A 24,503-nucleotide genomic window follows, 5' to 3' on the forward strand; every position below is an offset into this window, starting at 1 on the left:
TGGGAAAGTTAACCAGAGCGGTCGGGCTTAGCCAGCCGCCGGGCGGTTTTTCAGCCCCAGCTTCGAATGCTTGAACCCGTAGTTGAAGTACAAAGCCAGCCCGATAATCAGCCAGCCGAAGAAGAGCAGCCAGTTGTTGATACCCAGCTGCGTCATCAGGTAGAGGTTGGTGAGCAAGCCCAAGGTGGGCAGCAAGCTCAGCTTCTTGCGGAACGACAGCCAGGCCAGCCCGAGGCAGAACAGGATGAAGACCAGCATGGGAATGTAGTGGCGGAACTCCTCGTAGCCCCCGTCGCCGCGCACGGCGCTGCCGAACGCGCGCAGGCCGTCCTGGTTGTAGGCAAACAGCAGCCCCAACCCGATGAGCATGATGAGCGGCACCAAGAACTGCCCGTTGATGTAGGGTACCTTGAAGCGGGCATCGGAGCGGCCGTAGGGGTCGATAATGAGGATGCCGCCGCACACCAGCGCAAAGGCAAACAGGGTACCGATGCTGGTCAGGTCAATCACCAGATCCATGTTCAGCAACATAGCCGGCACGCCCACGAAAAAGCCCGTAACGATGGTGCTGAACGAGGGCGTCTGGAAGCGCGGGTGCACCCTGGCAAACACCGGGGGCAGCAGTCCGTCCCGGCTCATGGTCATCCAGATGCGGGGCTGCCCGATCTGGAACACCAGCAGCACCGAGGCCATGGCGAAGATGGCACTAACCGCTACCACGCCGGCCAGCCAGTTGAGACCCACTTTCTGAAACACAAACGCCAGCGGGTCGCCCACGCCCAGCTCCGTGTAGCTCACCATACCTGTGAGTACCAGCGTGATGATAACGTAAAGGACAGTGCAGATAATGAGGGCGTAAATCATGGCCCGGGGCAGGTCGCGCTGCGGGTTCTTGCACTCCTCAGCCGTAGTGCTGATGGCGTCGAAGCCGATGTAGGCAAAGAACACCGCCGATACGCCCTTGAGCACTCCCCCCACGCCGTTGGGCGCAAATGGGCTCCAGTTGGCCGGATTCACGTAGAACACGCCTACCCCGATGACGGTAGCCACCACAATGAGCTTGAGCAGCACCAGCAGGTTGGAAGCGTTTTTGGATTCCTTGATGCCGATGTACACCACGGCCGTAATCAGCAGAGTGATAAGGCCGGCGGGCAGGTCGATAACCAAACGTAGGCCGCCGGGCAGCTCGGGGGCCGTGCTCCAGGCGCGGTAGCCCACCATCTGCGCCGACTCGGCGGCGGGCAGCGCCTTGCCGGCTTGCATCAACGCCAGCACCTCGTTGTAGTATTTGTGGGCACTCTGCATGCCCATCGTGAGCCAGACGGGCACCTGTACGCCTATTCCCGAGAGCAGCCCGGTAAAATAGTCGCTCCAGGATATGGCCACCACGATGTTGCCGACGGCATATTCCATGATCAAGGCCCAGCCGATAATCCAGGCGGCCAGCTCCCCGAAGGAGGCGTAGGCGTAGGTATACGCCGAGCCTGAAACGGGAATAGTGGCCGCAAACTGCGCGTAGCACAAAGCCGAAAACGCGCAGGCAATAGCGGTGAACACAAACAGCAAAGACACGGCCGGGCCGCCGTCGTGGGAGGCGTTGCCGATGGTGCTGAAGATGCCCGCGCCAATAACGGCGGCAATGCCGAGGGAGGTCAGGTCGCGCACGGTGAGGTGGCGGGCCAGGCTATGCTGGCCGGGGTGAGTGCCGTGCAGGTCCGTATCGGCCGGCGGGCTAACGAGCAGATCCGTCAGGGATTTGCGGCGGAACAGGCCGCTGATACGCGAGGGAGGAAGCGGAGTAGACAATGTGGGTGCAGGGGCTGGGAGAGAGGGTACGGGAATTTCAGGCCCAAAAGATAGAGAATAATGCGGCGGGGCACGGTATTCAGCCCCTGCCGGCGAGCAGGCAGCCGCTTTTTCCAAGGGAATAATAGGGTGCTCGTGTGGAATCCGGCCCGCGGGCGCATCAACAAAGAAACCTAGTCTCACCACCAATGCCGGCCCGCCCTACCCTCACCGTACCTCAGCCCTGCCACGAAAGCTGGTTGGCCATGACGCCCGCTACCCAGGGCCGCTACTGCGGCGCCTGCAGCAAAGTCGTGGTCGACTTCACCCGCATGAGCGACGCGGAGCTACTGGGTTTTCTACACCGGCAGCCCGCTACCAGCTGCGGCCGGTTCACTTCGCAGCAGCTCAACCGCCCGTTGGTAGTGCCAGCAGCGCACAAGCCGTGGCGCCGCTGGCTGACGGCAGTAGCGTTGGCGCTAGGGCTGAGTGAGGTGGTAGCAAGTACCGCACGGGCACAGGCGCCAGTTTCACAGCTGGGGCAGCAGCCCGAGCCGGAGGGTGCTCATGGGAAGTCTCGTCCCTCGGATTCTAGTGATAAAGCTTTTAAAAAAGTAAAGTCTACGCTGTATGGCCGTGTTGTTGATCAGGAAACGGGCCAGGGTATCAGCGGTGTAATTGTGATGCTTGATGACAATACCGCGGGAGCCCAAACGGCCGCTGATGGCTCATTTACAATTAGCGTGGAAGCTTTAGGAACGCAGAAGGGCAAGACCACGCTTCGATTTTCTTCGGCCGATTACGAAAGCGCAGAACGGCCCGTTCGATTGGTACCGGGGAAGACGCATGTGTCAGTTATAAAGCTAAAGTCTCGCTATACAGGGATGATACTTGGAGGTATTGGGCTACTTCAACCGGTTAGCCGGCCAACTGCCTATCAGCTATTTCGCATCAAACTGGAAGTTCTGCGGCAGACGTTCCTTACTTAAATAAGATATGCCTACCATCAACGTTCCAAAACCCTGCGGAGAGTCTTGGTCGGGAATGACGCCCGCCACCCAAGGCCGCCACTGCGCCGCCTGCAATAAAGTTGTGGTCGACTTCACCCGTATGACCGACGCGGAGCTGCTGGCTTTTCTACACCGGCAGCCCGGCACCAGTTGCGGGCGGTTTACATCAGAGCAGCTCAACCGCCCCTTGGTAGTGCCGGCGGCAGCTTCACCGTGGCGACGGTGGCTGGCAGCGGCCGCGCTGGCACTGGGGTTGGGTGAGGTGGTAGCCAGCAGTGCACGGGCCCAGGTGCCAGTTTCGCAGCTGGGGCAGCAGCCGATATGGAATACCCCTGTGCAATCAGCTGATATTTCTACGGAATCAACTATTGCAATTAGAGGGAGGGTGATTGACGCCAGCACTGGTCAAGGTTTACCTAACGTTACTGTTTTCATACGAGAAACCATGAATGGAGCTTCCACTAACCAAGGCGGAACCTTTAGCTTACAGATACCAATGCCCATAGTACCGGGGCAGAAGCTAGAATTTTCATCCATTGGATTTCTGCGAGAGGAAAGAATCATCTCAGATATACAGCAAGGATTTATTGCCGTATCGCTCAAGCTTGACAAACGTCCAATAACTGGCGCTATCATTATTGAGCGCAAGCCTTGGCCCTGGCACCCGCGCACTTTGTGGAACCGCATCCGGAGCTCTTTCCGTCATTAACAGTCTTCTACTTCTGTCACATTATTTTCCCTTATGCCTACCATCACTATACCGAAACCTTGTGCCCAGCCCTGGGCTGCCATGACACCTACGGCCGCTGGCCAGTTTTGCGGAAGCTGCCAACACGAAGTGGTTGACTTCTCGCGCATGACAGAGGCGGAGGTAGTAGCGTGGCTTGCTCAGAGTAGGACTGCTTCTGTTTGTGGCTCCTTCCGGGCCCATCAGTTCAAAACGATGCCCGCCGCGGCACCGCGCTGGCGCCGCTGGTTGGTGGCGGCAGTAGCCCTGCTGGGCTTCAAGCCTTTGCTCACCGGCTGCCAAACGGTTGCTCCCCACGCCCAAACCGAGCTTGGCACTGAGCAGATTGACGCTTCTGCCCAGGTGCCCGACAACCAGATTATCATCCGGGGCCGCGTGGTGGAAGACTCAACGAATCAGGGTGTGGCCGGGGCTCGGGTGCTTATTGGCGACACAGAGTACGGAGCTATGACCGATGAGCAGGGCAATTTCAGTTTCATTATGCTTCGGGAATGGGCACCTGTGCAGGATGGACGCGTGTCGTTGCGGGTACGAGGTTATGAGTTCACTTATCTACCACAAAACCCTATTGTAAATATTCAGGGCACCGTTACCCCATTTACCGTACGGTTGGGCCGCATTCCAGAAGGAGACAGAATCAAAGGGAAGCTTGTTCGAAGCGAACTACCACGGAAGCCACCGCTGCATTAGAAACTAACATTCACCAAACCTTTCCCGCCCCAAAACCCTTATTCCGGCAGTATGAAACACCTGCTGCTGGCTACCCTGCTATTCTTAGGCACCTTCTCGGGCTGCGTCCTCAAGCCCACCAACAAGTACGACGTGTTCACGGAGCGGGCCCAGCTGCCTCAGGAAGAGGCCGTACACGCCCGCAATTCCCTGGAATGGTGGTATTTCACCGGCCACCTGCGCGACAAAGCCACCGGCGAAACGTTCGGGGTGGAGTACGTTTTCTTTCACTTCAACCTCACCGGCAAGCAGGACTGGCAGATGGTGAACTTTGCCCTCACCGACCCCAAAACCCAGCAGTTCCGCTACGACTATAAAGTAGAAAAGCTCCCCGACCTGCTGGCCCCCACCCTGCCCCTGGCGTTGCATATGACCAAGCAAGACCAGCAATGGACGCTTTCCGGGCAGGAAGGCCGCTACCAGCTGCAGGCCCGCATGGTCCAGCACCCCGGCCAGGCCATCAACCTCAGCACCGTGCCCAGCAAGCCCATTCTGCTACACGGCGGCACCGGCTACGAAAACTACGGCAACGTGGCCCGGGCCGGCTACTATAGCTACCCCCGCCTCCAGGCCACCGGCACGATTGAGGTAGATGGCAAAGTCCACGAGGTGGAAGGCGAGCTGTGGTACGACCGGCAGTGGAACTGCAACTCCGTTACCAACAAGGGCATTGGCTGGGACTGGTTCAGCATTCAGCTCGACGAGCCCCGCGAGGAGCTGATGGCCTACCACCTGTTCGACAAGAAAACCGGCAAGGCCGTGAACGGCGGCTCCCACTTCGGGCCCGAAGGCCAGAACACTCACTTGGCCGCCGCCGACTTCCAGCTTGAAACCCTGGAGTACTGGACCAGCCCCACCACCAAGCGCCGCTACCCCAGCAAGTGGCGCCTGCGCGTGCCCAGCCAGGGCTACGACCTCACTATCACCCCCGTCATGGCCGATCAGGAGCTGACGCTCCGGCTGTTTGCGGGCATCGGCATGAGCTACTGGGAAGGCATGTGCCGCGTCACAGGCACCCACCACGGCCGCCCCGTCACCGGCAACAGCTACGTCGAAATCACCAACCGGGGAAAGGAAAGTGCTGAGGTGGTGAAATAGTGAAATGGTGAGTTTGACGTTTTAGCTGCGCCACTTGCGCAAAATTGCGCCGACAAAACATAAAACTCACTAAGCCACTCACTCGCTAAGTCACCGCTACTCATTAAGTACCAGTCGGAACGTGGTGCCGCGGCCTACTTCGCTCCACTTCACGAAGAGCTTGCCTTCGTGATAGTTCTCGATGATGCGCTTGGCCAACGCCAGCCCCAGGCCCCAGCCGCGCTTTTTGGTGGTGTAACCCGGCAGAAACACCCGATCCAGCTTGCTTTTGGGAATGCCTTTGCCGGTATCAGTAATGTCGATGGCAATCTGGTGCTTGCTGCGCACGGGGCGGCGCAGGTGCAGCGTGATGCTGCCGCGGCCCGTCATGGCATCCACGGCATTCTTGCAGATGTTCTCAATCACCCAGTCGAACAGCGGCACGTTGATCTGGGCCGTGGTGCCGGGCGGCAGATCGTCCTGAATGGTGAATATCACCTTGCGTGACAGGCGGCTCTGCAGGTACTCAATGGCGTTGCGGGTGGTCACGGCAATGTCTTCCGGCTTTAGAATAGGCACCGAGCCGATGTTGCTGAACCGCTCCGTAATGATCTGCAGCCGCCGGATGTCCTTGCTCAGTTCCTCCACAATGGGCTCGTCCCGGAACCGCTCACTCTCGGCCAGGTAGCTCTGCCAGGCCATCAGGGACGACAGCGGGGTGCCCAGCTGGTGGGCTGTTTCCTTGGCCAGGCCTACCCACACGCGGTTTTGCTCGGCCCGCCGCGAGTAGCTGAACGCGAAGTAGGCAATAACGCCCAAGCAGGTAATGACGGCCAGCTGCACCAGTGGGTAGGTGCGCAGCTGCCCCAGCAGCACCGAGTCGCGGTAGTAGATGTAGTTGCGCAGGCCGGCGCCCAGCTCCACCACAATGGGCGGGTGCAGCTGCTTCATTTCCGCCACTTCGGCCCGCAGAAACGCCGTCCGCTTTTCCTCCGACAGCCCGGCCGGCACGGTGAGGTTGCGGGCGTCCAGCGGGTTGCCGTCCCCATCGGTGAGGATAACGGGAATGGTTTTGTTGGCGTCGATGATTTCGTTGGAAACGAAGTTGGTGTTAGCGTCGTCCACTTCCGAGCTGATCATAAAGCGCAGGGTGCGGGCGTACAGGTCAATCTGCTGCTGCTCCCGCTCCGAGAGGCGCTGCACCAGCAGGTTGGTGTATATCACCGTAATGGCCCCGATAAACAGGGCCACGCCCACAATGACGAGCTTGATGCGGGACTTTTGGTCGTAGATAGGCAGAGAAGGCACGGAGCGGCAGAGGAAAGGTGGGCCGGTCGGAAGCCGGGCGCTTGGGGTACGGGTACGAAAGTACGGGCTTCGCGGGCGGGTTTTTGACTTTTTTGCTAACGCCCAGGCATCCCATGATGATGGGATACCGAGTGGATAAACAGATGATTTTTATCATCCTTTCCCGCCTGCAAGGGCTTTTTGAGCCTTTCAGGCCTATCTGCCTACCCTGCCGAACCCCGGAGTATAAATGGCTGTTAGCATCCTACTGAATTGTACCGTAATTTTGCCGCCTACCATACGCACTAGTCCGCGCTATGCTCCACCCGTTCAAGGCCGTTAGTCTTTCCTTTAAAAAAACGCCGCTCGCCATTCGCGAGCTTATTGCGTTGGACGAGACGGCCTGCCGCCGCTTTCTGCACATCCTGCACCACGACCTGGGCCTTTCCGACCTGCTCGTGCTGAGCACCTGCAACCGCACGGAGGTGTACTACGCCGCCGACCGCGACTATAGCCTCGCCATCATTGAGGCCCTGGCCCAGCTCAAGGGCATCACCGATACCGACATCACGGAGTACTACCCGTACTTCGACCTGCTGAATACCTACGAAGAAGCCGTACAGCACCTGTTTGAGGTAGCTATGGGCCTTGATGCCCAAGTGGTGGGCGACCTGCAGATCAGCAACCAAGTGAAAATGGCTTACCAGTGGTCGGCTGATGCCGATGCCGCCGGGCCATTCCTGCACCGTCTGTTGCACACGGTGTTCTTCACCAACAAGCGCGTGCAGCAGGAAACATCTTTCCGCGACGGGGCTGCTTCTACGGCTTACGCCGCCCTGGAGCTGGTAGAAGAGCTGACCGCTGACGTGGCCAACCCGCGCGTACTGGTGGTAGGCCTGGGCGAAATCGGGGCGGATGTGTGCCGCCACCTCGGCGACAGCAAGGTGTTCCAGAACGTGACCATCTGCAACCGCACGCGCTCCAAAGCCGATGCCCTGGCTCAGGAATGTGGGCTGCAGGTGCTGGACTTCGAGCGACTGGTAGAGGGCATGAAGGAGGCCGACGTAGTCATCAGCAGCATTGCCCGCGACGAGCCGTTCTTCACCCACGGCATGGTGGAACGGCTGGAAGTGCTCAGCTACAAGTTCTTCATTGACCTTTCCGTGCCGCGCAGCATTGCCTCCGACGTGGAGCAGGTGCCCGGTGTGCTGGTGTATAATATCGACGCCATCCAGAGCAAGGCTTCGGCTGCCCTGGAGCAGCGCCTGGCCGCCGTGCCGCACGTGCGCGCCATCATTGCCGAAAGCATTGCCGGCCTCGCCGACTGGGCCAAGGACATGCTGGTTTCGCCACTCATTCAGCGGATGAAGGCCGGGCTGGAGCAGCTGCGCCAGGAAGAGCTGGACCGCCACCAGAAGAAACTCTCGCCCGAGGAAGTCAAGCGCCTCGACGACATCACCCGCAACCTGATGCAGAAAGTGCTCAAGCAGCGCGTTCTGCAGCTCAAAGCCGTCTGCCGCCGCGACGACGCCGAGCAACTCATCGACGTCCTATCAGAGCTTTTCGACCTGGAAAAGCAGCCTGCGTCGGCTTAAGCATCACCTTACTATCAACAGCCCGTGCCCCGCTACTATACCCTAGCGGGGCACGGGCGTTTTAAGGAATATACGGGCACAAAAAAGCCGCTCGAAAGCGGCGATTCTGCAGTATGGTAGGCTGGTGACCACCTTAGATTGTATCGCAACACTCTTCGAGCGAATCGATAACGTCCAGCAGTTTGGGGATAGAAAGCGAGTAGTAGATCTTGGTGCCGACCTTGAACGAAGACAGGATGCCCCGGTCTTTGAGCGTGATGAGGTGCTGAGAAGCAATAGCTTGTGGCAAATCCAGGTTGCGGTAGATTTCCGTGACCGTCAGTTTGTCTTCTTTACCCAGCAGATCAACGATGGCGAGACGCTTGGGGTGCGCCAGCACCTTCAGCATCGCGGCAGCCTTATCTACTTTCTTCGATTCGACGCGAGAAAGCAATGGTTTCATACAAAAATGAGTGTAAAACGGCGGGGGGAGTTGAGTATGGCTAATACGCTATACAGTACCTCCAAAGTTCCACCCAAACGTAGCTGCGCCCGAAAAAGATTTGGGCCTACCGCTGAAACCAAGCCGACGGGCAGGGCTAATTAGACCCCCACAGCGCTAAAATGTCCAAATCCGCCGGCCTTTGCGGGCCGTGCGTACCTTTGCAACCAACCCATTTTTCACCCACCCTACCCCTTGCTGCCCATGCGCGACCTGCTAGCCAAATTCGAAAACAAACGCCCGGAAATCGTTTTTGAATGGAAAGATGCCGAAACCGAAGCCGAAGGCTGGGTTGTCATCAACTCCCTGCGGGGTGGAGCAGCCGGGGGCGGCACCCGCATGCGCAAGGGCCTGGATAAGCGCGAGGTAGAAAGCCTGGCCAAAACCATGGAGGTGAAGTTTACCGTGTCGGGGCCGGCCATTGGCGGGGCCAAGTCGGGCATCAACTTCGACCCGCAGGACCCGCGCAAGCGCGGCGTGCTGGAGCGCTGGTACCGCGCCGTGATTCCGCTGCTGAAAAGCTACTACGGCACCGGCGGCGACCTGAACGTGGACGAAATCCACGACGTGATACCGATTACCGAAGACTACGGCCTGTGGCACCCGCAGGAAGGCGTGGTAAACGGCCACTACCGCGCTACCGAACCCCAGAAAATCCAGAAAGTGGGCCAGCTGCGCCAGGGCGTCATCAAGGTGGTGGAGAATGAGGAGTTTACCCCTGACCGCCGCCGCCGCTATACCGTGGCCGACCTGATTACGGGCTACGGCGTAGCCGAGGCCGTGCGCCATTACTACAAGCTGTGGGGCGGAGAGCTAACCGGCAAGCGCGCCATTATCCAGGGCTGGGGCAACGTGGGCGCCGCCGCCGCTTACTACCTGGCCCAACAGGGCGTGCGCATCACCGGCATCATCGACCGGGCCGGCGGGCTGCTCAAACCGGAGGGTTTCTCCTTCAAGGAAATCCGGGAGCTGTTTCTGCGCCGCGAAGGCAACGCCCTCACCGCCGACAACCTGCTCTCCTTCGAGGAAATCAACCGGCAGATCTGGAGCAGCGGAGCCGAAATCTTTATCCCGGCAGCTTCCTCGCGCCTTGTGGCGCAGAGCCAGGTAGAACAGCTGATTGCGGCCGGGCTGGAGGTTATCAGCTGCGGGGCCAACGTGCCGTTTCAGGACCCGGAAATCTTCTTCGGCCCCACCGGCGAGTATGCCGACCAGCACGTGTCGGTCATTCCCGATTTCGTGGCCAACTGCGGCATGGCCCGGGTGTTTGCCTACCTCATGGAAACCAACGCCGAAATCACCGACGAGGCCATTTTCAGCGACACCTCCCGCATCATCCGCTCGGCCCTGGCCCGCACCCGCCAGCAGGGCGAGCAGCGCACCGGCCTGGCCATGACCTCCTTCGAGCTGGCCTTGCGGCAATTAGTATAAAAGGGACTTAGGGTCTTAGGGACTTAGGGACTTGGTTGATGTTCAACGAATCGTTGTTTACAGGAACATCAACCAAGTCCCCAAGACCCCAAGTCCCTAAGTCCCCAAAACCCCAATCATGACTTTCCAGGAAATTCTGCGGATTCAGTTTCTCGGCAATGATATAGCGGCCTACCTATGGTGCGCGGGCATTCTGCTGTTCGGCTACCTCTTCAAAACCCTGCTTTCCCGTCTGCTTTCCAAGCTGGTATTCCGGGCCATTCGCAAGCGCACCGAAGGCGTGTCGGAGCAGCAGTTTCAGGCCTTACTCATCCAGCCCCTGTCCATCGTCATCTTTCTGATTACCGCCTACTTCGCGTTTCAGGTGCTCGACTATCCGGTGCGCAGTTCCGAGTTGACCCGCAACGAGCCTTGGCCGCAGGTAGCGCTGTTTCGGCTGTTTCAGCTGGCCGTGTTCATGGGCATAGGCTGGATTGGGCTGCGGCTGATTGACTTCTTGGTGCTGGTATTTCAGCGCCGGGCGGAGGCCACGCCTTCGCGGCTCAACAACCAGCTGATTCCCTTCGCCAAAGACCTGCTGAAGGTGCTGGTGCTCACGCTCACCTTCCTGATCATGCTGAGCCGGGTGTTTGGCGTCAACGTCACGGCCCTTATCGGGGGGTTGGGCATTGGTGGGCTGGCGGTGGCGTTTGCTGCCAAGGAAAGCCTCGAAAACCTCATTGCCTCCTTTACCATCTTCCTCGACCGTCCCTTCGCTGTGGGCGACCTGGTGATGGTGGGCGGCATTACGGGCACGGTGGAGAAAGTCGGCTTCCGGAGCACGCGCCTGCGCACGGCCGAGAAAAGCTACGTGACGGTGCCTAACAAAAGCATGATTGACAAGCCCCTGGATAACCTCTCCCTGCGCACCGCCCGCCGCGTGGGCTTTACCCTGTCGCTTAGCCAGCATACCACCAGTGAGCAGCTACGCGCCATCGTGGAAGACGCCCGCGCCGTTATCAAAGCGCACCCGCTGGTTACCGATGAGCCCGAAGTAAAGTTTGCGGCCCTCACGCCCACGGCCAAGGAAGTAACCGTGCAGTACTTCGTGAATACCACCAGCTACGATGAGTACCTGAACGCCAAGGAAGCTCTCAACTACGAGCTGATTCACGCAGTGGAGCAGCACGGCGGCTCGTTTGCCAACGCTGGCACTACCGTGGTGCAGCTGGCCGGCCCGCTCGGCGGACTGGGCGGCAACCCCAGCCCGGCTGGAGAATAGCCAACGTACGTTCCTGTTCAATAAAAACGCCTGCCCGTATCTACGGGCAGGCGTTTTTGACGCAATGATTATCAGGCTTAGCGGCCCCCAAACAAGCCGCCCAACAGGCCGCCCATTCCACTACCGCCTAGCAGGCCACCCAGGCCACCGCCGCCAGCGCTACGCGGCGCGGAGTTTGGCTGACCGCCCAGACCGCCCAGAATTGACACCAGGGAACCCAGGCCACCGCTACCTACGTGCGTGCCCTGTTGCGGGTAGTTGCCGTAGCTGCCGGTATTGGCCGAGCCACCGCCACCAAGCACACCGCTTAGCAAGCCACCACCGAGCAGGCCGCCGAGCAAACCGCCCATCGAGCTGCCGCCCATAGCGCCGCCGAGCAGGCCTCCCATGCTACCACCAAGCGGGCCACCGCCCATGCCGCCAATGCCGCCCATCTGGCTGCCACGGCCACCCATCACTTTGGAAATAACCATGGGGGCCACCACGCCGAGCAGGCCGGCCATCAGCGCCCCTTTTGGAATGCCCACGCTATCCAGCTTGTCGCCGATACCGCCGAGGAAGCTTTGCTTGGCTGGGTCGCTGGCCGAATGTGGCACCTGCGCGGCCTGGTCCACTACCTGCTCCAGCGCCTGTGTCTGCTGGGGCGTGATGCCCAGGTAAGTTGAAATTTTATTGACCATTTCTTCCTCCGTGTTGGAGTAAGCGCCATCGGCGCGGGCAAAGCTGATGAGGTCAGTCACCAGCGAAAAGCGCAGGTCGCTCTGCCGCAGAGCATCCAGGTTGCTCTTTACGCTTTCATTGGTAGAATCCTGGGCAGCGGCAATGATTTGCTGGGTAGCACCGCTGCTCAACCCAGCCGATTGAGCCAGCTGCTGCAGAAACTCTACTTCAGCCGCCGAGGCTTCGCGGTCGGCGGAGGCCAGGCTGGCAATAACGCTTAGATAAGCTGTTTTTTCGGGCTCGGAATACTGCTGGAGCAGTTGGGTCTCATTCATGATGCGGGAGTTTTGGGAGAAAACGAAAACAGTTTCGAGGTTCTTAACGGCCCGCTCTCAGGAATGTTGACTTTCGATCCGGTCATATTCCTATCTGGCGTACTATCCTCCCGTTGGTTCATCGGAAGTTTTACTGTTGCCGGTGCTTCTGCTCGCGACGCCACAGCTTTTTGGAGCCGGTAATAGCCTACCCGCGAATATCAGCTCCTATTTATTCCAGCCAGCGCGAATTTTCCTGAAAAAATTTACAGGCTCCACATTTCTGATTTTGAATAATTTATGCCTTTCTCAGCCCTTCAAAGACCTTTTGAGAAGAAAAAATATAGCCTAAATTCCGCTGGATGTTTGGTGTAATCAAAAACGCCCCCCATATTTGCAATCCCAAACGGCACGTAGCCACGAAGGAAACGGGAGATTAGCTCAGCTGGTTCAGAGCATCTGCCTTACAAGCAGAGGGTCACTGGTTCGAACCCAGTATCTCCCACCACATCGAAAAGCCCCTCAGATTCCTATCTGAGGGGCTTTTGTTTTTCTCACAGCCCCTGCCGCCTCATAGCCTGCGCCTCAAGTCGGTCATGGCGCTTGCTTCCCGCTGACTGCCCATCGGCAAGTCGGAAGTACGCACCCGCGCCGTAACTTGCCCCTTCCGTACACTTGCGTGCCGTTTCCGATGCCGTTAATTGAAGTTGTTTCCGCCGAGCAAAAGCGCCTTTTCCGGGACTTTCCCGAGCAGATCTACCGCGACCATCCGGCCTGGATCCGGCCCATGGACGACGACCTGGAAGCCACTTTCGACCCGGCCCGCAACCCCAACCTGGCCCAGGGCGAAGCTATTCGGTGGGTGCTCACCAACGCGGCTGGGCAGCCCATTGGGCGGGTAGCTGCCTTCATCAACCCTGCCACCGCCCACACCGACGCCACGCTGCCCACGGGCGGCATGGGCTTCTTCGAGTGCGTGCAGGACCAGGCGGCGGCCAACGAGCTGTTTGAGGCCGCACAAAGCTGGCTGGCTGCCCGCGGGATGCAGGCCATGGACGGGCCTATCAACTTTGGCGAGCGGGACCGGTTCTGGGGCTTGCTGGTGGCGGGCTTTACCGAGCCCAACTACGGCATGTTCTACCACCCGCCCTACTATCAACAGCTGTTCGAGAGCTACGGGTTTCAGGTGTATTTCAAGCAGTACACCTGTTACCGCCCGGTTGCGGAGCCGCTGCACGCCAGCTTCCATAAGGCGGCGGAGCGCTACGCTCAGGAAAAGCCGGAGTTCCGCTTTGCCCACGCCAACCTGCGCGACCTGGAGAAGATGAGCCGCGACTTTCACCACGTGTACAACCTGGCCTGGGCCAATCATTCCGGCGTGGTAGCTATGTCACTGGAAAAAGCCCGCGCCCTCGTTCGGCAGATGAAGCCCGTAGTGGATGAGCGCATCGTGTGGTTTGCCTACCACCAGGATGAGCCCGTGGCCTTTTTCGTGAGCTTGCCCGAGCTGAATCAGATTTTCAAGCACGTGGGCCCGCGCCTTGATGTATGGGGCAAGCTGAAGTTTGTGTGGGAGCGGTGGCGCTACCAGCGTCGTCAGCCCAAAAAGATGTTCGGCGTAATCTTCGGGGTGGTGCCGGCCTGGCAGGGACAGGGCGTGGAATCGGCTATGCTAGTACATGCCCAGCAGGCGTTTATCGACGCGGGCTACACCGATATCGAAATGAACTGGATTGGAGACTTCAATCCGCGCATGCTGGCCGTGACGCGCTCCATCGGCGCGCGCATCTACAAAACCCACGTCACCTACCGCAAGCTCTTCGACGAAACCCGCCCCTTCGAGCGGTGTCCCATCATCCGGTAATTCTGAATGCTGAATTATGAATTGGCGGCAACGACATACTTACCGAAACCACGGTTGCCGCAGAGCTACTCTCTTAATTCAGAATGATCTGATGTAACTTCAGTACCTGCGGGAGCACCAGATGCTGGTCGTCGTTGTGGATGATGAAATCGGCGCGCTGCAGCTTTTCCTCCTCGCTGAGCTGCTTGCCCATGATGCTCACAATGTCGTCGGCCGTACGGTGCGGGTCGCGTAGCAGCACGCGGGCATGGCGCACCGTCTCGGGAGCAAATACCGTGATGATCCGGTCGAGCTGCTTGTACGCTCCTGATTCGTAGAGCAAAGCGGCTTCTTTCAGAATGTAGGGCTTGCCCAGCTGCGCCTGTCCCTCAGACCACTCGGCAAAGTCGCGGCCCACGTGCGGATGTACTAGGCCGTTGAGCTTGGCCAGCTGAGCGGGGTCGTTGAAGGCCAGGCGCGCCAGATAAGGCCGGTCCAGCTGACCGTCTGCCCCAAATACAGCTGTCCCAAAGGCGGCTACCAGCTCCTGGCGCAGGGCCGTATCGTGGGCCATTACCCACTTGGCGCGGGCATCCGAGTCGTAGACTGGCACTCCCAGCACCTGAAATACTCGGCACACCACGCTTTTGCCCGAGCCAATACCGCCCGTGATTCCGATACGCAGCATACGAGGCAGGTTAGTGGCGGGGAGAATAGCGGGACAACGAAACACGCACCAGCGGCGTGAGCAGCCGCGCCCCGCGCACGGGTGGCTGCGTAGGCATCAGCAGCGGCTGCAAAGTAGAGTCAGCCACGTGGAGCTGGCCGAAGTCGAGCAGGGCGCGCACCTGCTTGAGGTCGAGGTGGGCCGTGTCTTCGGCAAAGCTCTGCACTTCCACCCGCAGCATCACGGGCCGGATGGTGTAGGGCTGGCCCACCGGGAAGTTGTGCAACGCCGGCATCACCGAAATAACCTGACTCACCAGCGGCCGAGGCTGCAAGCGCACTTTCACGTTTTGCACGTCAGTATTCACCAGGTTAGGCCCGCCGATGGGCACCCGGATACTGCCGCTGCTGCTACCCGCCGGCGCCTGCGGCAAATGCACTAGGTACGGGCTGGCCAGGCGGGCAATTACCTGCGAAGGCCCCCGGAACGTGATGCTGTCGGGCTCGAAGCGGGCGACGAAGGGCAGGGCCGCCCCATCGGCCGAAGGACTGAGCATAAGCGGCAGACGGCGCGTCACCAGTCGATCGAACTCTACAAAGATGGTGTCCGTCAGCACATAATTCAGCTGCAGGCCTTCCATAGCGGCCAGCAGCGCCGGGCGCATCTGCAGGCCGGCCACGTAGCGCGTGCCAGGCAGCCGCTCCAGCTGAATCTCGGCGGGGCGCACGTCCAGCATCAGGGAGCGGCGCAGTAGCTTCCAGCCGCGGCCAGTTACGTTCACGGCTACTTCGCGGGGCAGGGGTTGCACGGGCACGTAGCGCCGGGCGTCGTAGCGCCACTCCAGCGGGTAGGTGATGCGCGTGGTGTAGACTTTATTGAGGGCGTTGAGCAGCCAGAACGTGGATGCCGCCAGAAAACACGCCGTTATGGCCCGCCAATAGCTGCGCTCCTGCCCGGAAAACGGGCTGATAAACCAGCGGGCGATATTTCGGGCGTTCATCAGCGACACATCCGGCGGAGCTTGGCGAGGTTAGGCAGCAGGCTCCGTGGTGGCAGCAGCGGCCGGCGCAGCGGGTGTACCAGCCTGCCGGGCCACGGCCGAGCGGTCGAAGCGCAGGCGGATGCCCCGCTCCACTTCCAGCACCACAGTTTCGGGCGTCACGTCTATCACTTTGCCGTGCAGGCCGCCAATGGTTACCACATTGGTGCCTTTGGCAATGCTTTCCCGGAATTTCTTGGCTTCGCTGGCCCGGCGCTGCTGCGGCCGGATCATGAAGAAGTACACAATCAGACCGATAACGACCGGAAACAGCAGGGAGGTGTAGTTTTCACCGGCCGGGGCGGCCTGCAACAGAAGCGTCAGGAACATGGAAAAGGGAATGTGATAAATGTGCAGAAATGTGAGAAATGTGGTGGGAATGTGAAAATGAAGTGGAACTGTGGTTGGTGCGGTCAAAACAACTCCAACCTAGTTACCCACATTCATTCACATTCCCACCACATTTCTCACATTATCAGGAACCGCTACTGCCGTACCGGGCCAGCCGTGCCGTCGGGCAGGATGTTGGTTTTGATGGCAATTTTGTTGACGCTGGGCTGGGTGTTGGCCTGGATGGAAATTTCCTTGTGCTGCACGCCCGATTTGCCCTGGCTGTTGAATTGCACCTCGATGGTGCCTTTTCCGCCGGGCTGAATGGGGTCCTTGGTCCAGTTGGGCGTGGTGCAGCCACAGCTGGCCACCGCGTTGCTGATCAGCAGCGGCGACTTGCCGGTGTTGGTAAACGAGAACGTGTGGTTTACTACCGCGCCGGGCTTGATGTCGCCAAAGTCGAACTCCGTTTCGGTGAAGGTCATCACCGGGGCATTAGGGTTCGGCGTCTCCGATTCCTCCGTGGCGTTGGGGTTGTCCACGGTGGGGTTAGCCACGTCGGCGGCAGCAGTTGCGGCGGCATTCATGCCTTCCGTGCCTTCGGCAGAAGCTTTGTCGCGGTTGCAGGCGCCCACAAACAGGCCAGCCGACAGCAACAGCGCAGAAAACAGCGTACGTTTCATAAAACAAGCAAAGTGAAAGCGGGCCAGCTGTGCGCGGCCCGACAGGTTTGAAATCAAATGTACGGCTTGCCGGCCGAAAACAAGTTGCCCGTTTTCAGTTGCCGGTTGTTCTTAATCAGTTATCAGACCAAACACCCAAAAACGAGTTGTCAGTTGCTCCTTGCCGGTTGCCAGGCTGCCCAACAGGCACGCCGACTACCGACAACAAGCAACTGACAACAGCAAATTACTATGCTACCGCTTACTTACCGAGGTTGTCGATAATGGCCTGGGCAAACTCGCTGGTGGAGGCTTTACCACCCAGGTCTCCGGTGCATTTCTCTTTGTCTTTCAGGGTGAGCTCCAGGGCTTTTTCCAGCTTGTCGGCGTGCTCATGCTCGCCAATGTGGTGCAGCATCATCAACGCCGAGCGCAGCAGGGCCGTAGGGTTGGCTTTGCCCTGGCCGGCAATGTCGGGGGCCGAACCGTGGACGGCTTCAAAAATGGCCATGTCGTCGCCGATGTTGGCGCCGGCTACTACGCCCAGACCGCCTACCAGGCCGGCGCACAGGTCGGAGAGGATGTCGCCAAATAGGTTGGTCGTCACCACCACGTCAAACTGCTCGGGCTTGTTTACCAGCTGCATGCACATGTTGTCGATGATCTTGTCCTCGAAGATGATGTGCGGAAACTCGTTGGCGGCTTCTTTGCCGGCGTTGAGCATCAGCGTGCCGGCCATTTTCAGGATGTTGGCTTTGTGGGCCAACGTCACCTTCTTGCGGCCGTGCTTGGCGGCGTAGGCAAAGGCGGCGCGGCAGATTTTGCGGGAGCCTTCCTTGGTGATGCGGTTAAACGAGTCGGCAATGCCCAGCCGCTCGTCGTACACTTCCAGGCCGGAATATAGGCCCTCGGTGTTTTCGCGGAACAGCACCAGATCGATGCCTTCGTAGCGCGTTTTGATGCCATCCGTGGTTTTGGAGGGGCGCACGTTTTGGTACAGGTCGTACTTCTGGCGCAGCGTCACGTTAATGCTGCGGAAACCCTTACCCACCGGCGTGGTGATGGGGCCTTTCAGAGCCACCCGGTTTTTCTCCAGCGAAGTCAGCAAGGCCTGCGGAATCAATTCGCCCGACTGGTCGAAGGTCGTCTGACCGGCGTTCTGCTCTTCCCACTGTACGGGCACCTGGGCCGCCGCAAAAATGTCCGTTACCGCTTTGGTGATTTCCGGCCCAATGCCGTCGCCGGGAATAAGGGTGATGATATGCATCTTGGTATGAATGAGTGAAAAATGTGCGGAATGTGAAAAATGTGCGGAATGTGCTGCCAGAAGGATAATTCACCTTCTAGCTCATTCCAGCACATTTTTCACATTCCAAACATTTCCAGGTTACAGCGTGGAGCGCCGGGAGTTGATTTGGTTGATGAGCTGATCAACGTCGCCGAGCAGCTGCTCGGCCTTGTCCTTGGCATCCCGAATCACGCGCTGGCCTTCCGACTTGGCCGAGGACGGCGCTACATCGGTGCGGCTGGTCACGAGGCTTTCGGTGAGGTCGGCCAGGGTTTCGCGGTATTTTTCCAGCTGATAGCTCAGCCAGCTGCGCGTTTCGCGGCCTTTTTCGGGGGCGTACAAGATGCCTAGCACGGCCCCAGTGAGGGCGCCGCCAGCAAAGCAGAGAAGACCGGTAGTGGTTTTGCTACCCATAGTTGCGGAAGATGAGTACAGAGGTGGGAAAGAGAACAGGTGGTACTACGCAAAACTCGGCGTTTGGGTACCTGCCGGATGAAGTATTGGGGGTGAATATAGACAACAAGCCATACTCTCCCCTATTCCGCTACTGATTATCCAGCAGCCCGCGGCCCGACTTGCGGATGGCGCCGCTGGCCGTCAGATCCTGGGCCAGCTTGTCCAGAATACCGTTCACGAACTGCTTGCTCTTGGGCGTGCTGTAGAGCTTGCTGATTTCGATGTACTCGTTGATGGTCACCTTCACCGGAATAGCCCGGAACAGGTGCATTTCACACAGGGCCATCTTCAGGATAATCTTGTCGATGAGGGCCACGCGCTCCACGTCCCAGTTCTGCACCGATTCGGCAATGAGCTTTTCGTATTTGGCGTCGTCGTCCAGCGTCTGCTTGTAGAGGCTTTCGGCAAATTCCTTGTCGTCCTGCCAGTTAGCGGAAAGCGACATGAGCTCCAGCTCGTCGGTGGCGGCTTCGTCCAGCATCTTCACCGTTTTCAGCACCAGGCTTTTCACGATGGGCCGGTTTTCCTCCCAGTTCAGGTCGTCTTCCTCCAGGAAGGTGGGCAGGGCAGTGCCTTTAAACACGTATTCCTTGAAGAGGTACTTCAGGATTTCCTGGTCGGCGGCGTAGTCACCGGCCGGGGAAGCCAGGTAGCTGTGCACCTCGGCATCGGCCCGGATTTCGTTGCGCCAGGCTTCGCGCAGGGCTTCCATTTCCTCCTGCCCGCTCCAGTCCATGCGCCGGCGGATGGTCAGGTCCTGCAGTTGCTTGTTGTCGGCCAGTTTCTGGAACACCGGGTTTTCCTCCAGGCGGGTCGTATCGAGGCGGGCTTCCTTGGGGGCAGTGTAGCGCCGCGACTCCCGGCTTTTCTCTTCCTCAAACACCTGCAGCAGCGCCGAGGGCACGTTCAGCAGGTGAATGTACTGGTCGTGGATGCTCTCAGCCGCGTGCACCAGCTGGCCGCCGTAGAAGGTGGCGTCCTTGGCTTTGCTTTTCTGGTAAAACTTGATGGCCTCGCTCACCGCGTCGTTCACGTCCTTGTCGTCGGTGGCTTCGGGCTCCTCGCCGGTCTTATACCACTCCCGGAACTGCACCTCCGCCAGCTTGCGCTGGCCCTGCAGCACGCGGCGGTCCTGGGGCTCGGGCGATGTCAGATCGGGCGCGAAGTCATCCGCAAAGCGGTCAATTGCCAAAAGCATATCCGAGCCCTCGGCCTGATGGTAGGCGTACAGGGCCTGCATGACCTTGATGCGGAGCGTGCGACGGTTGAGCATGGGTTATTGGGGTCTTAGGGTCTTGGGGGATTGGGGGCTTGGTTATCGTTCGGCTTCATTCAAACTTCTGAACAAAACCCAAGTCCCAAATCCCCAAAACCCTAAGTTCCTCTTTTAATAAGTTGATTTGACTTTGCCGAGGGCCGCAATGCGTTCCTCAGCCTGCCGGATGGCAGCGTGTTGGGGGTGACTCTGCTCCTGTTCGGCGCGCTGGAACACCTGCAGGGTAAAGTCATAGATTTTTTCGGTTTGGGTAAGGGCCGACTGGCGGCTGCCGCCTACCACCTCGGAATACACGTTGATCAGGCCACCAGCATTAATCAGGAAGTCCGGGGCGTACAGGATGCCGCGCTCTACCAGGCCGGGGCCGTGTACTTCCTCGTCCTTCAGCTGGTTGTTGGCGCAGCCGGCCACGATGCGGCACTTCAGCCGGTCAATCGTGTCGTCGTTGATGGTAGCACCCAGGGCGCAGGGCGAGTAGATGTCTACCTCCTGATCGTAGATTTCGTCGAGGCTCACGGCTTTAGCGCCAAAGCGGGCAGCGGCTTCCAGGGCGCGGTCTTCGTAGTAGTCCGTCAGCACCAGCTTGGCGCCTTCTTTCTGCAGGTATTCGAGCAAATAGGTGCCTACGTGGCCCACACCCTGCACGGCAATGCGCTTGCCAGCCAGGGAGTCAGAGCCGTACATTTTCTTGGCAGCAGCCTTCATACCCATGTAGGTACCGTAGGCCGTTACCGGCGACGGGTCGCCGCTACCGCCCATGCTCTCGGGCAGGCCGGCTACGTGCTTGGTTTCCATCCGGATGTACTCCATGTCCTTGGTGGTCATGTTCACATCTTCGGCGGTGATATACTTGCCGTTCAGGTTTTTAACGAAGCGGCCGAACTTGCGCAGCAGGGCCTCCGTCTTCATGGTTTTGGCGTCGCCGATGATGACGGCCTTGCCACCGCCCAGGTTCAGGCCCGAAATGGCGGCTTTGTAGGTCATACCGCGCGAGAGGCGTAGCACGTCGTTCAGAGCTTCGGCGTCGGAGGCGTAGTGCCACATGCGCGTGCCGCCCAGGGCCGGGCCCAGCACGGTGTTATGAATGCCAATGATGGCGCGCAGGCCCGTTTCCTGATCGTGGCAGAAAACAACTTGCTCATGCTGATGCTCGGCAATCTGGCCGAAGACCGACGTATCGGTCAGGGTTTGTACTTCTACCATGGGGTGGGAAGAAATAAAAGGGTGGGTGGGAAATGTGGGTGGTGGGAGGCGGTGGGTACTATCTTTGGGGCCCGCCTGCGGTAGCAGTCGGATGGCGGGCCGAAACGTTGCACCAACCAGAGGAGTACTACGGAAAACGGAGGGCTGACGAACGTCTTTCTCCGGCCCGGATGCCCTCTTGCGGCGCTGGTTCTAGCCCTGCCCCAATTCGGGTGCAAAAGTAATCCATTTTCCGGTCCCGGTCATTGTCGGGCCCCGGCAAACCGTTTGGCTCCGGCTCGGTTTCTCGTCTTTATTTCTCCTGCCGTGCGTGCTTTAGCTTCTACCAACAAATACCTGTTTCGCTACAAGTGGCATTTCCTGGGTGGGGTGCTGTTTGTGGCGCTGAGTACGCTGCTGGCCATCTTCCCGGCTCAGATTGTGCGCTACGCCTTCGACCTTGTGGGCGAAGGCATCGACTTGTACCACTTGTACGCCGGCACCCAGGCCCAGAGCTTCGTGTATGAGCTGTTTGGGCGCAACGTGCTGCTTTATGGACTGCTGATTGTGCTCATGGCGCTGCTGCGCGGCATCTTCCTGTTTTTCATGCGCCAGACACTTATCGTGATGAGCCGGCTCATTGAAAACGACCAGAAAAACGAAATCTACCAGCACTACCAAAGCCTGCCGCTGGCTTTCTACCGCCGCCACAGCACCGGGGATTTGATGTCGCGCATTTCCGAGGACGTGGGCCGGGTGCGCATGTACATTGGGCCGGCCATCATGTACTTTCTGCAGCTGGTGGTGCTGTTCGTACTCATCGTCCCGCTCATGCTGATGGTGAATGTGAAGCTCACCCTCTACACGCTGCTGCCGCTGCCGGTTTTGAGCGTAAGCATTTTCTACGTCAACAACCTGATTGAGAAGAAGTCAGACGAAATTCAACGCTCCCTGGCTGGCATGACCACCTTCGTGCAGGAGGCCTTTTCGGGTATTCGGGTGCTGAAGTCATTTGTGCGGGAGGAGGACTCGCACCGGCAGTTTGCGGTGGCGTCGGAGGATTACAAGCAGAAGTCCTTGAGTTTGAACTTCGTGAACTCCCTGTTTTTTCCGCTGATTCTGTTTCTGGTGGGCCTCAGCACCATCATCACCGTGTGGGTGGGCGGCCAGGAGGTTATCCGGGGCACCATCACTACGGGCAGCATTGCCGAGTTCCTAATTTACGTGAACCTGCTTACCTGGCCCGTCACGGCCCTGGGCTGGACCTCGTCGTTGGTGCAGCGGGCGGAGGCTTCCCAGGCCCGCATCAACGAGTTCCTGCACCAGCAAACGGACATCGTCTCGCGCCAGAACCTGGCCCGGGAAATCCAGGGCGACATCGTGTTCGACCACGTTTCCTTCACCTACCCCGACACCGGCATTCAGGCCCTGAAAGACGTGTCGTTCCGCATCCGGCCGGGCCAGACGCTGGCCGTTATCGGCAACACCGGCTCGGGCAAGAGCACCATTGCCGTACTGCTGTGTCGCCTATTCGACGTAACGGAGGGCAGCATTCAGATTGACGGGGCCGATGTGCGCGACTTTGCCCTGACTTCCCTGCGGGAGCAAATCGGCTACGTGCCCCAGGATGTGTTCCTGTTTTCTGATTCCATCCGCAACAACATCAACTTCGGCCTCGACCAGCCCGACGAAGCCAGAATGCTGCAGGCCGCCAAGGACGCCAACGTGCACGAAAACATCCTGCGCTTCCCTGAAGGCTACGACACGAAGGTAGGCGAGCGGGGCATCACGCTGTCCGGGGGCCAGAAGCAGCGCGTAAGCATAGCCCGCGCCCTGGTGAAGGAACCCAAAATCCTGATTCTGGACGATTCGCTGTCGGCGGTGGATACCAACACCGAAAACGCCATTCTGGCCAGCTTGCAGCGCATCATGCACAACCGCACCAGCCTCATCATCTCCCACCGGGTAAGCTCCGTGAAGCTGGCCGACGAAATCCTAGTGCTCGACGATGGCCAGATTGTGCAGCACGGCACCCACGAGGTGCTCATGCAGGATGAGCAAGGCCTCTACCGCGCCCTCTACGAGCGGCAGCTGCAAAGCGAAGGAACTCCTCTGTAATGTCCTAATGTGGTTGAATGTGGGGAATGTGCTAATGAGGCGTATCATCAGCACATTCCCCACATTCAACCACATTCGCACATTAGCAACCGCACATCAGCAAAGCGGCGCGGTGGCCGCTGCCAGCTCCCATGGCCACGCCCATTCCGTTACAGCGCGCGGCTACGAAAACGCGGGGCTCGACTTCCTTGATAATCGGGGCCAGCTCCTCACCAAAGGCCATGATGCCGCTCCAACGATAGTCGATGCGCGGGCGCTGGCCGGGCAGGATAACGCGGTGCAGCAAATGCTCCAGCCGCTCCTGCACCAGGGACGTCAGGCCGGGCGCGGTGGTGGCTTCGGCGGCGAAATCGAGGTTGCGGCCACCACCCAGCAGTACGCGGTTGCCAACTGTCCGGAAATAGTAGTAGCCTTCGTCGTAGTGAAAGGTGCCACGCAGGCGTAAGTTTTTGATGGGCTCAGTGACGAGCACCTGCCCGCGGCCGGGCATTACATCCAGATTCGGTAAGAACTGCCGGGTGAAGGCATTGGTAGCCAGCAGCACCTGCCCGGCGCGAATGGGTGCGGCGTTGGTCTGCACCCGTACTTCCATTGCCTCGCTATCCACGGCTTCAACCGCGCAGCCGTGCAACACCGTCACGCCTGCCTGCCAGGCCCGGCGCAGCAAAGCTTCCATCATCCGGCCGGTATCCAGACTGCCTTCGGCGATGTTTTCCAGCATAGTTTCTACGCCCGCCAGGCCCATAGCACCCACAATACTAGTGGCATTCCGAAAAATCTGCCTGGTACCGATAATGGGCGCCAGCAGCTGGTTGTAGTAGGCTATATGGCTGAGGCTGCGTTCGGCCAGCTCTTCGTCCTCGGGCCGAAACAGCTCAAAACCACCTACGCCCTCGTACCCGACAACCTCGTCGCCGAGCAGGCTGCGCAGCCGCGCCAGGCCTTCCCAGCGGGCCTGCACTACCTGCAGCAGCGCGGCTGTGCCATTTTTCTGCTCCTGGGCCAGCAGTTCCGAGATGCTGCCGAAGCAGGCAAAGCCGGCGTTTTTGGTACTGGCGCCGTTGGGCAGCAGGTCGCGCTCCAGCACGCACACCCGAGCCGTGGGCCGCAACTGCCGGGCGTAGATGGCCGCCGACAAACCCACAATGCCGCCGCCTACAATCACCACGTCGTAGCGCCCCAGAAACGTCTGCCGCTCCCAGAAGGAAAAGTTTTGGCCTGCCATCATAGGCCCGAAGATAGAAGCATAAAAAAGCCCGCGAAC

22 protein-coding genes and 1 tRNA gene are annotated in these 24,503 nt (G+C 59.3%); 10 read left to right on the top strand and 13 right to left on the bottom strand.

What is annotated here, in order from left to right:
- Nucleotides 1-27 precede the first annotated feature (27 nt).
- Complete coding sequence (locus tag I5L79_RS12920; RefSeq protein WP_394368804.1) at nt 28-1,806, bottom strand: amino acid permease; 1,779 nt, start codon at nt 1,804-1,806, stop codon at nt 28-30.
- 245 nt (nt 1,807-2,051) lie between these two features.
- On the opposite strand from I5L79_RS12920, the gene I5L79_RS12925 reads away from it, so the two are divergent.
- From I5L79_RS12925 to I5L79_RS12940, 4 genes are read left to right on the top strand one after another with little or no spacing between them, the layout of a single operon-like run.
- Nucleotides 2,052-2,774 carry a carboxypeptidase-like regulatory domain-containing protein gene (locus tag I5L79_RS12925; protein WP_196955477.1) on the top strand — a complete coding sequence of 241 codons (723 nt, stop codon included), beginning with the start codon at nt 2,052-2,054 and terminating at the stop codon, nt 2,772-2,774.
- A gap of 7 nt (nt 2,775-2,781) precedes the next feature.
- A complete protein-coding gene (locus I5L79_RS12930; RefSeq protein ID WP_196955478.1) occupies nt 2,782-3,504 on the top strand; it encodes a carboxypeptidase-like regulatory domain-containing protein in 723 nt (240 codons plus the stop codon).
- Nucleotides 3,505-3,537: 33 nt separating this feature from the next.
- Nucleotides 3,538-4,233, top strand: a complete 696-nt coding sequence (locus tag I5L79_RS12935; RefSeq protein WP_196955479.1) for a carboxypeptidase-like regulatory domain-containing protein — start codon at nt 3,538-3,540, stop codon at nt 4,231-4,233.
- Nucleotides 4,234-4,284: 51 nt separating this feature from the next.
- The gene (locus I5L79_RS12940; protein ID WP_196955480.1) at nt 4,285-5,370 is read left to right on the top strand and encodes a lipocalin family protein; all 1,086 of its coding nucleotides are present in this window, start codon (nt 4,285-4,287) and stop codon (nt 5,368-5,370) included.
- A gap of 96 nt (nt 5,371-5,466) precedes the next feature.
- On the opposite strand, the gene I5L79_RS12945 is transcribed toward I5L79_RS12940, so the two are convergent.
- Nucleotides 5,467-6,657: a HAMP domain-containing sensor histidine kinase gene (locus I5L79_RS12945; RefSeq protein WP_317191381.1), complete on the bottom strand. Its 1,191-nt coding sequence runs from the start codon at nt 6,655-6,657 to the stop codon at nt 5,467-5,469.
- Nucleotides 6,658-6,953: 296 nt separating this feature from the next.
- Between I5L79_RS12945 and hemA the strand changes: the two genes are divergently transcribed.
- Nucleotides 6,954-8,231: a glutamyl-tRNA reductase gene (gene hemA, locus I5L79_RS12950; protein WP_196955481.1), complete on the top strand. Its 1,278-nt coding sequence runs from the start codon at nt 6,954-6,956 to the stop codon at nt 8,229-8,231.
- A gap of 133 nt (nt 8,232-8,364) precedes the next feature.
- Here the strand turns inward: hemA and I5L79_RS12955 are convergent, their stop codons facing one another.
- A complete protein-coding gene (locus I5L79_RS12955; RefSeq protein WP_196955482.1) occupies nt 8,365-8,673 on the bottom strand; it encodes an ArsR/SmtB family transcription factor in 309 nt (102 codons plus the stop codon).
- Between the two features lie 243 nt (nt 8,674-8,916).
- Here I5L79_RS12955 and I5L79_RS12960 point away from each other — a divergent pair, with 243 nt between their 5' ends.
- Together I5L79_RS12960 and I5L79_RS12965 are read left to right on the top strand one after the other, a co-directional pair.
- Nucleotides 8,917-10,143 (top strand): Glu/Leu/Phe/Val dehydrogenase dimerization domain-containing protein, encoded by a 1,227-nt coding sequence (locus I5L79_RS12960; protein ID WP_196955483.1) that lies wholly within the window; start codon nt 8,917-8,919, stop codon nt 10,141-10,143.
- 118 nt (nt 10,144-10,261) lie between these two features.
- Nucleotides 10,262-11,404 (top strand): mechanosensitive ion channel family protein, encoded by a 1,143-nt coding sequence (locus I5L79_RS12965; protein WP_196955484.1) that lies wholly within the window; start codon nt 10,262-10,264, stop codon nt 11,402-11,404.
- A 77-nt stretch (nt 11,405-11,481) separates the two neighbouring features.
- On the opposite strand, the gene I5L79_RS12970 is transcribed toward I5L79_RS12965, so the two are convergent.
- On the bottom strand, nt 11,482-12,399 hold the full coding sequence (locus I5L79_RS12970) for a TerB family tellurite resistance protein (RefSeq protein ID WP_196955485.1): 918 nt from the start codon (nt 12,397-12,399) through the stop codon (nt 11,482-11,484).
- A gap of 409 nt (nt 12,400-12,808) precedes the next feature.
- Here I5L79_RS12970 and I5L79_RS12975 point away from each other — a divergent pair.
- Nucleotides 12,809-12,886: transfer RNA gene (locus I5L79_RS12975), tRNA-Val, on the top strand.
- 183 nt (nt 12,887-13,069) lie between these two features.
- Nucleotides 13,070-14,242 carry a GNAT family N-acetyltransferase gene (locus I5L79_RS12980; protein WP_196955486.1) on the top strand — a complete coding sequence of 391 codons (1,173 nt, stop codon included), beginning with the start codon at nt 13,070-13,072 and terminating at the stop codon, nt 14,240-14,242.
- A 73-nt stretch (nt 14,243-14,315) separates the two neighbouring features.
- Here I5L79_RS12980 and coaE read toward each other — a convergent pair whose 3' ends face one another.
- The 8 genes from coaE to I5L79_RS13020 all read right to left on the bottom strand — a co-directional run bounded on the left by coaE (nt 14,316) and on the right by I5L79_RS13020 (nt 21,142).
- Nucleotides 14,316-14,909: a dephospho-CoA kinase gene (gene coaE / locus I5L79_RS12985; protein ID WP_196955487.1), complete on the bottom strand. Its 594-nt coding sequence runs from the start codon at nt 14,907-14,909 to the stop codon at nt 14,316-14,318.
- 10 nt (nt 14,910-14,919) lie between these two features.
- On the bottom strand, nt 14,920-15,888 hold the full coding sequence (locus I5L79_RS12990; RefSeq protein WP_196955488.1) for a YbbR-like domain-containing protein: 969 nt from the start codon (nt 15,886-15,888) through the stop codon (nt 14,920-14,922).
- Nucleotides 15,889-15,918: 30 nt separating this feature from the next.
- Complete coding sequence (yajC, locus tag I5L79_RS12995) at nt 15,919-16,257, bottom strand: preprotein translocase subunit YajC (protein WP_196955489.1); 339 nt, start codon at nt 16,255-16,257, stop codon at nt 15,919-15,921.
- 155 nt (nt 16,258-16,412) lie between these two features.
- Entirely contained in the window at nt 16,413-16,940 is a 528-nt protein-coding gene (locus tag I5L79_RS13000) for a DUF1573 domain-containing protein (protein WP_196955490.1), read from the bottom strand.
- Nucleotides 16,941-17,181: 241 nt separating this feature from the next.
- Complete coding sequence (locus I5L79_RS13005; protein ID WP_196955491.1) at nt 17,182-18,186, bottom strand: isocitrate/isopropylmalate dehydrogenase family protein; 1,005 nt, start codon at nt 18,184-18,186, stop codon at nt 17,182-17,184.
- 120 nt (nt 18,187-18,306) lie between these two features.
- On the bottom strand, nt 18,307-18,621 hold the full coding sequence (locus I5L79_RS13010) for a YtxH domain-containing protein (RefSeq protein ID WP_196955492.1): 315 nt from the start codon (nt 18,619-18,621) through the stop codon (nt 18,307-18,309).
- Nucleotides 18,622-18,751: 130 nt separating this feature from the next.
- The gene (nusB, locus tag I5L79_RS13015; protein ID WP_196955493.1) at nt 18,752-19,936 is read right to left on the bottom strand and encodes a transcription antitermination factor NusB; all 1,185 of its coding nucleotides are present in this window, start codon (nt 19,934-19,936) and stop codon (nt 18,752-18,754) included.
- 114 nt (nt 19,937-20,050) lie between these two features.
- On the bottom strand, nt 20,051-21,142 hold the full coding sequence (locus I5L79_RS13020; protein ID WP_196955494.1) for a Glu/Leu/Phe/Val dehydrogenase: 1,092 nt from the start codon (nt 21,140-21,142) through the stop codon (nt 20,051-20,053).
- Nucleotides 21,143-21,448: 306 nt separating this feature from the next.
- Between I5L79_RS13020 and I5L79_RS13025 the strand changes: the two genes are divergently transcribed.
- Nucleotides 21,449-23,239 carry an ABC transporter ATP-binding protein gene (locus I5L79_RS13025; RefSeq protein WP_196955495.1) on the top strand — a complete coding sequence of 597 codons (1,791 nt, stop codon included), beginning with the start codon at nt 21,449-21,451 and terminating at the stop codon, nt 23,237-23,239.
- Between the two features lie 82 nt (nt 23,240-23,321).
- Here I5L79_RS13025 and I5L79_RS13030 read toward each other — a convergent pair whose 3' ends face one another.
- Entirely contained in the window at nt 23,322-24,467 is a 1,146-nt protein-coding gene (locus I5L79_RS13030; protein WP_196955496.1) for an NAD(P)/FAD-dependent oxidoreductase, read from the bottom strand.
- Nucleotides 24,468-24,503 lie beyond the last annotated feature (36 nt).

Source organism: Hymenobacter guriensis (genome assembly GCF_015773195.1).
GTDB classification, from domain to species: Bacteria; Bacteroidota; Bacteroidia; order Cytophagales; family Hymenobacteraceae; genus Hymenobacter; species Hymenobacter guriensis.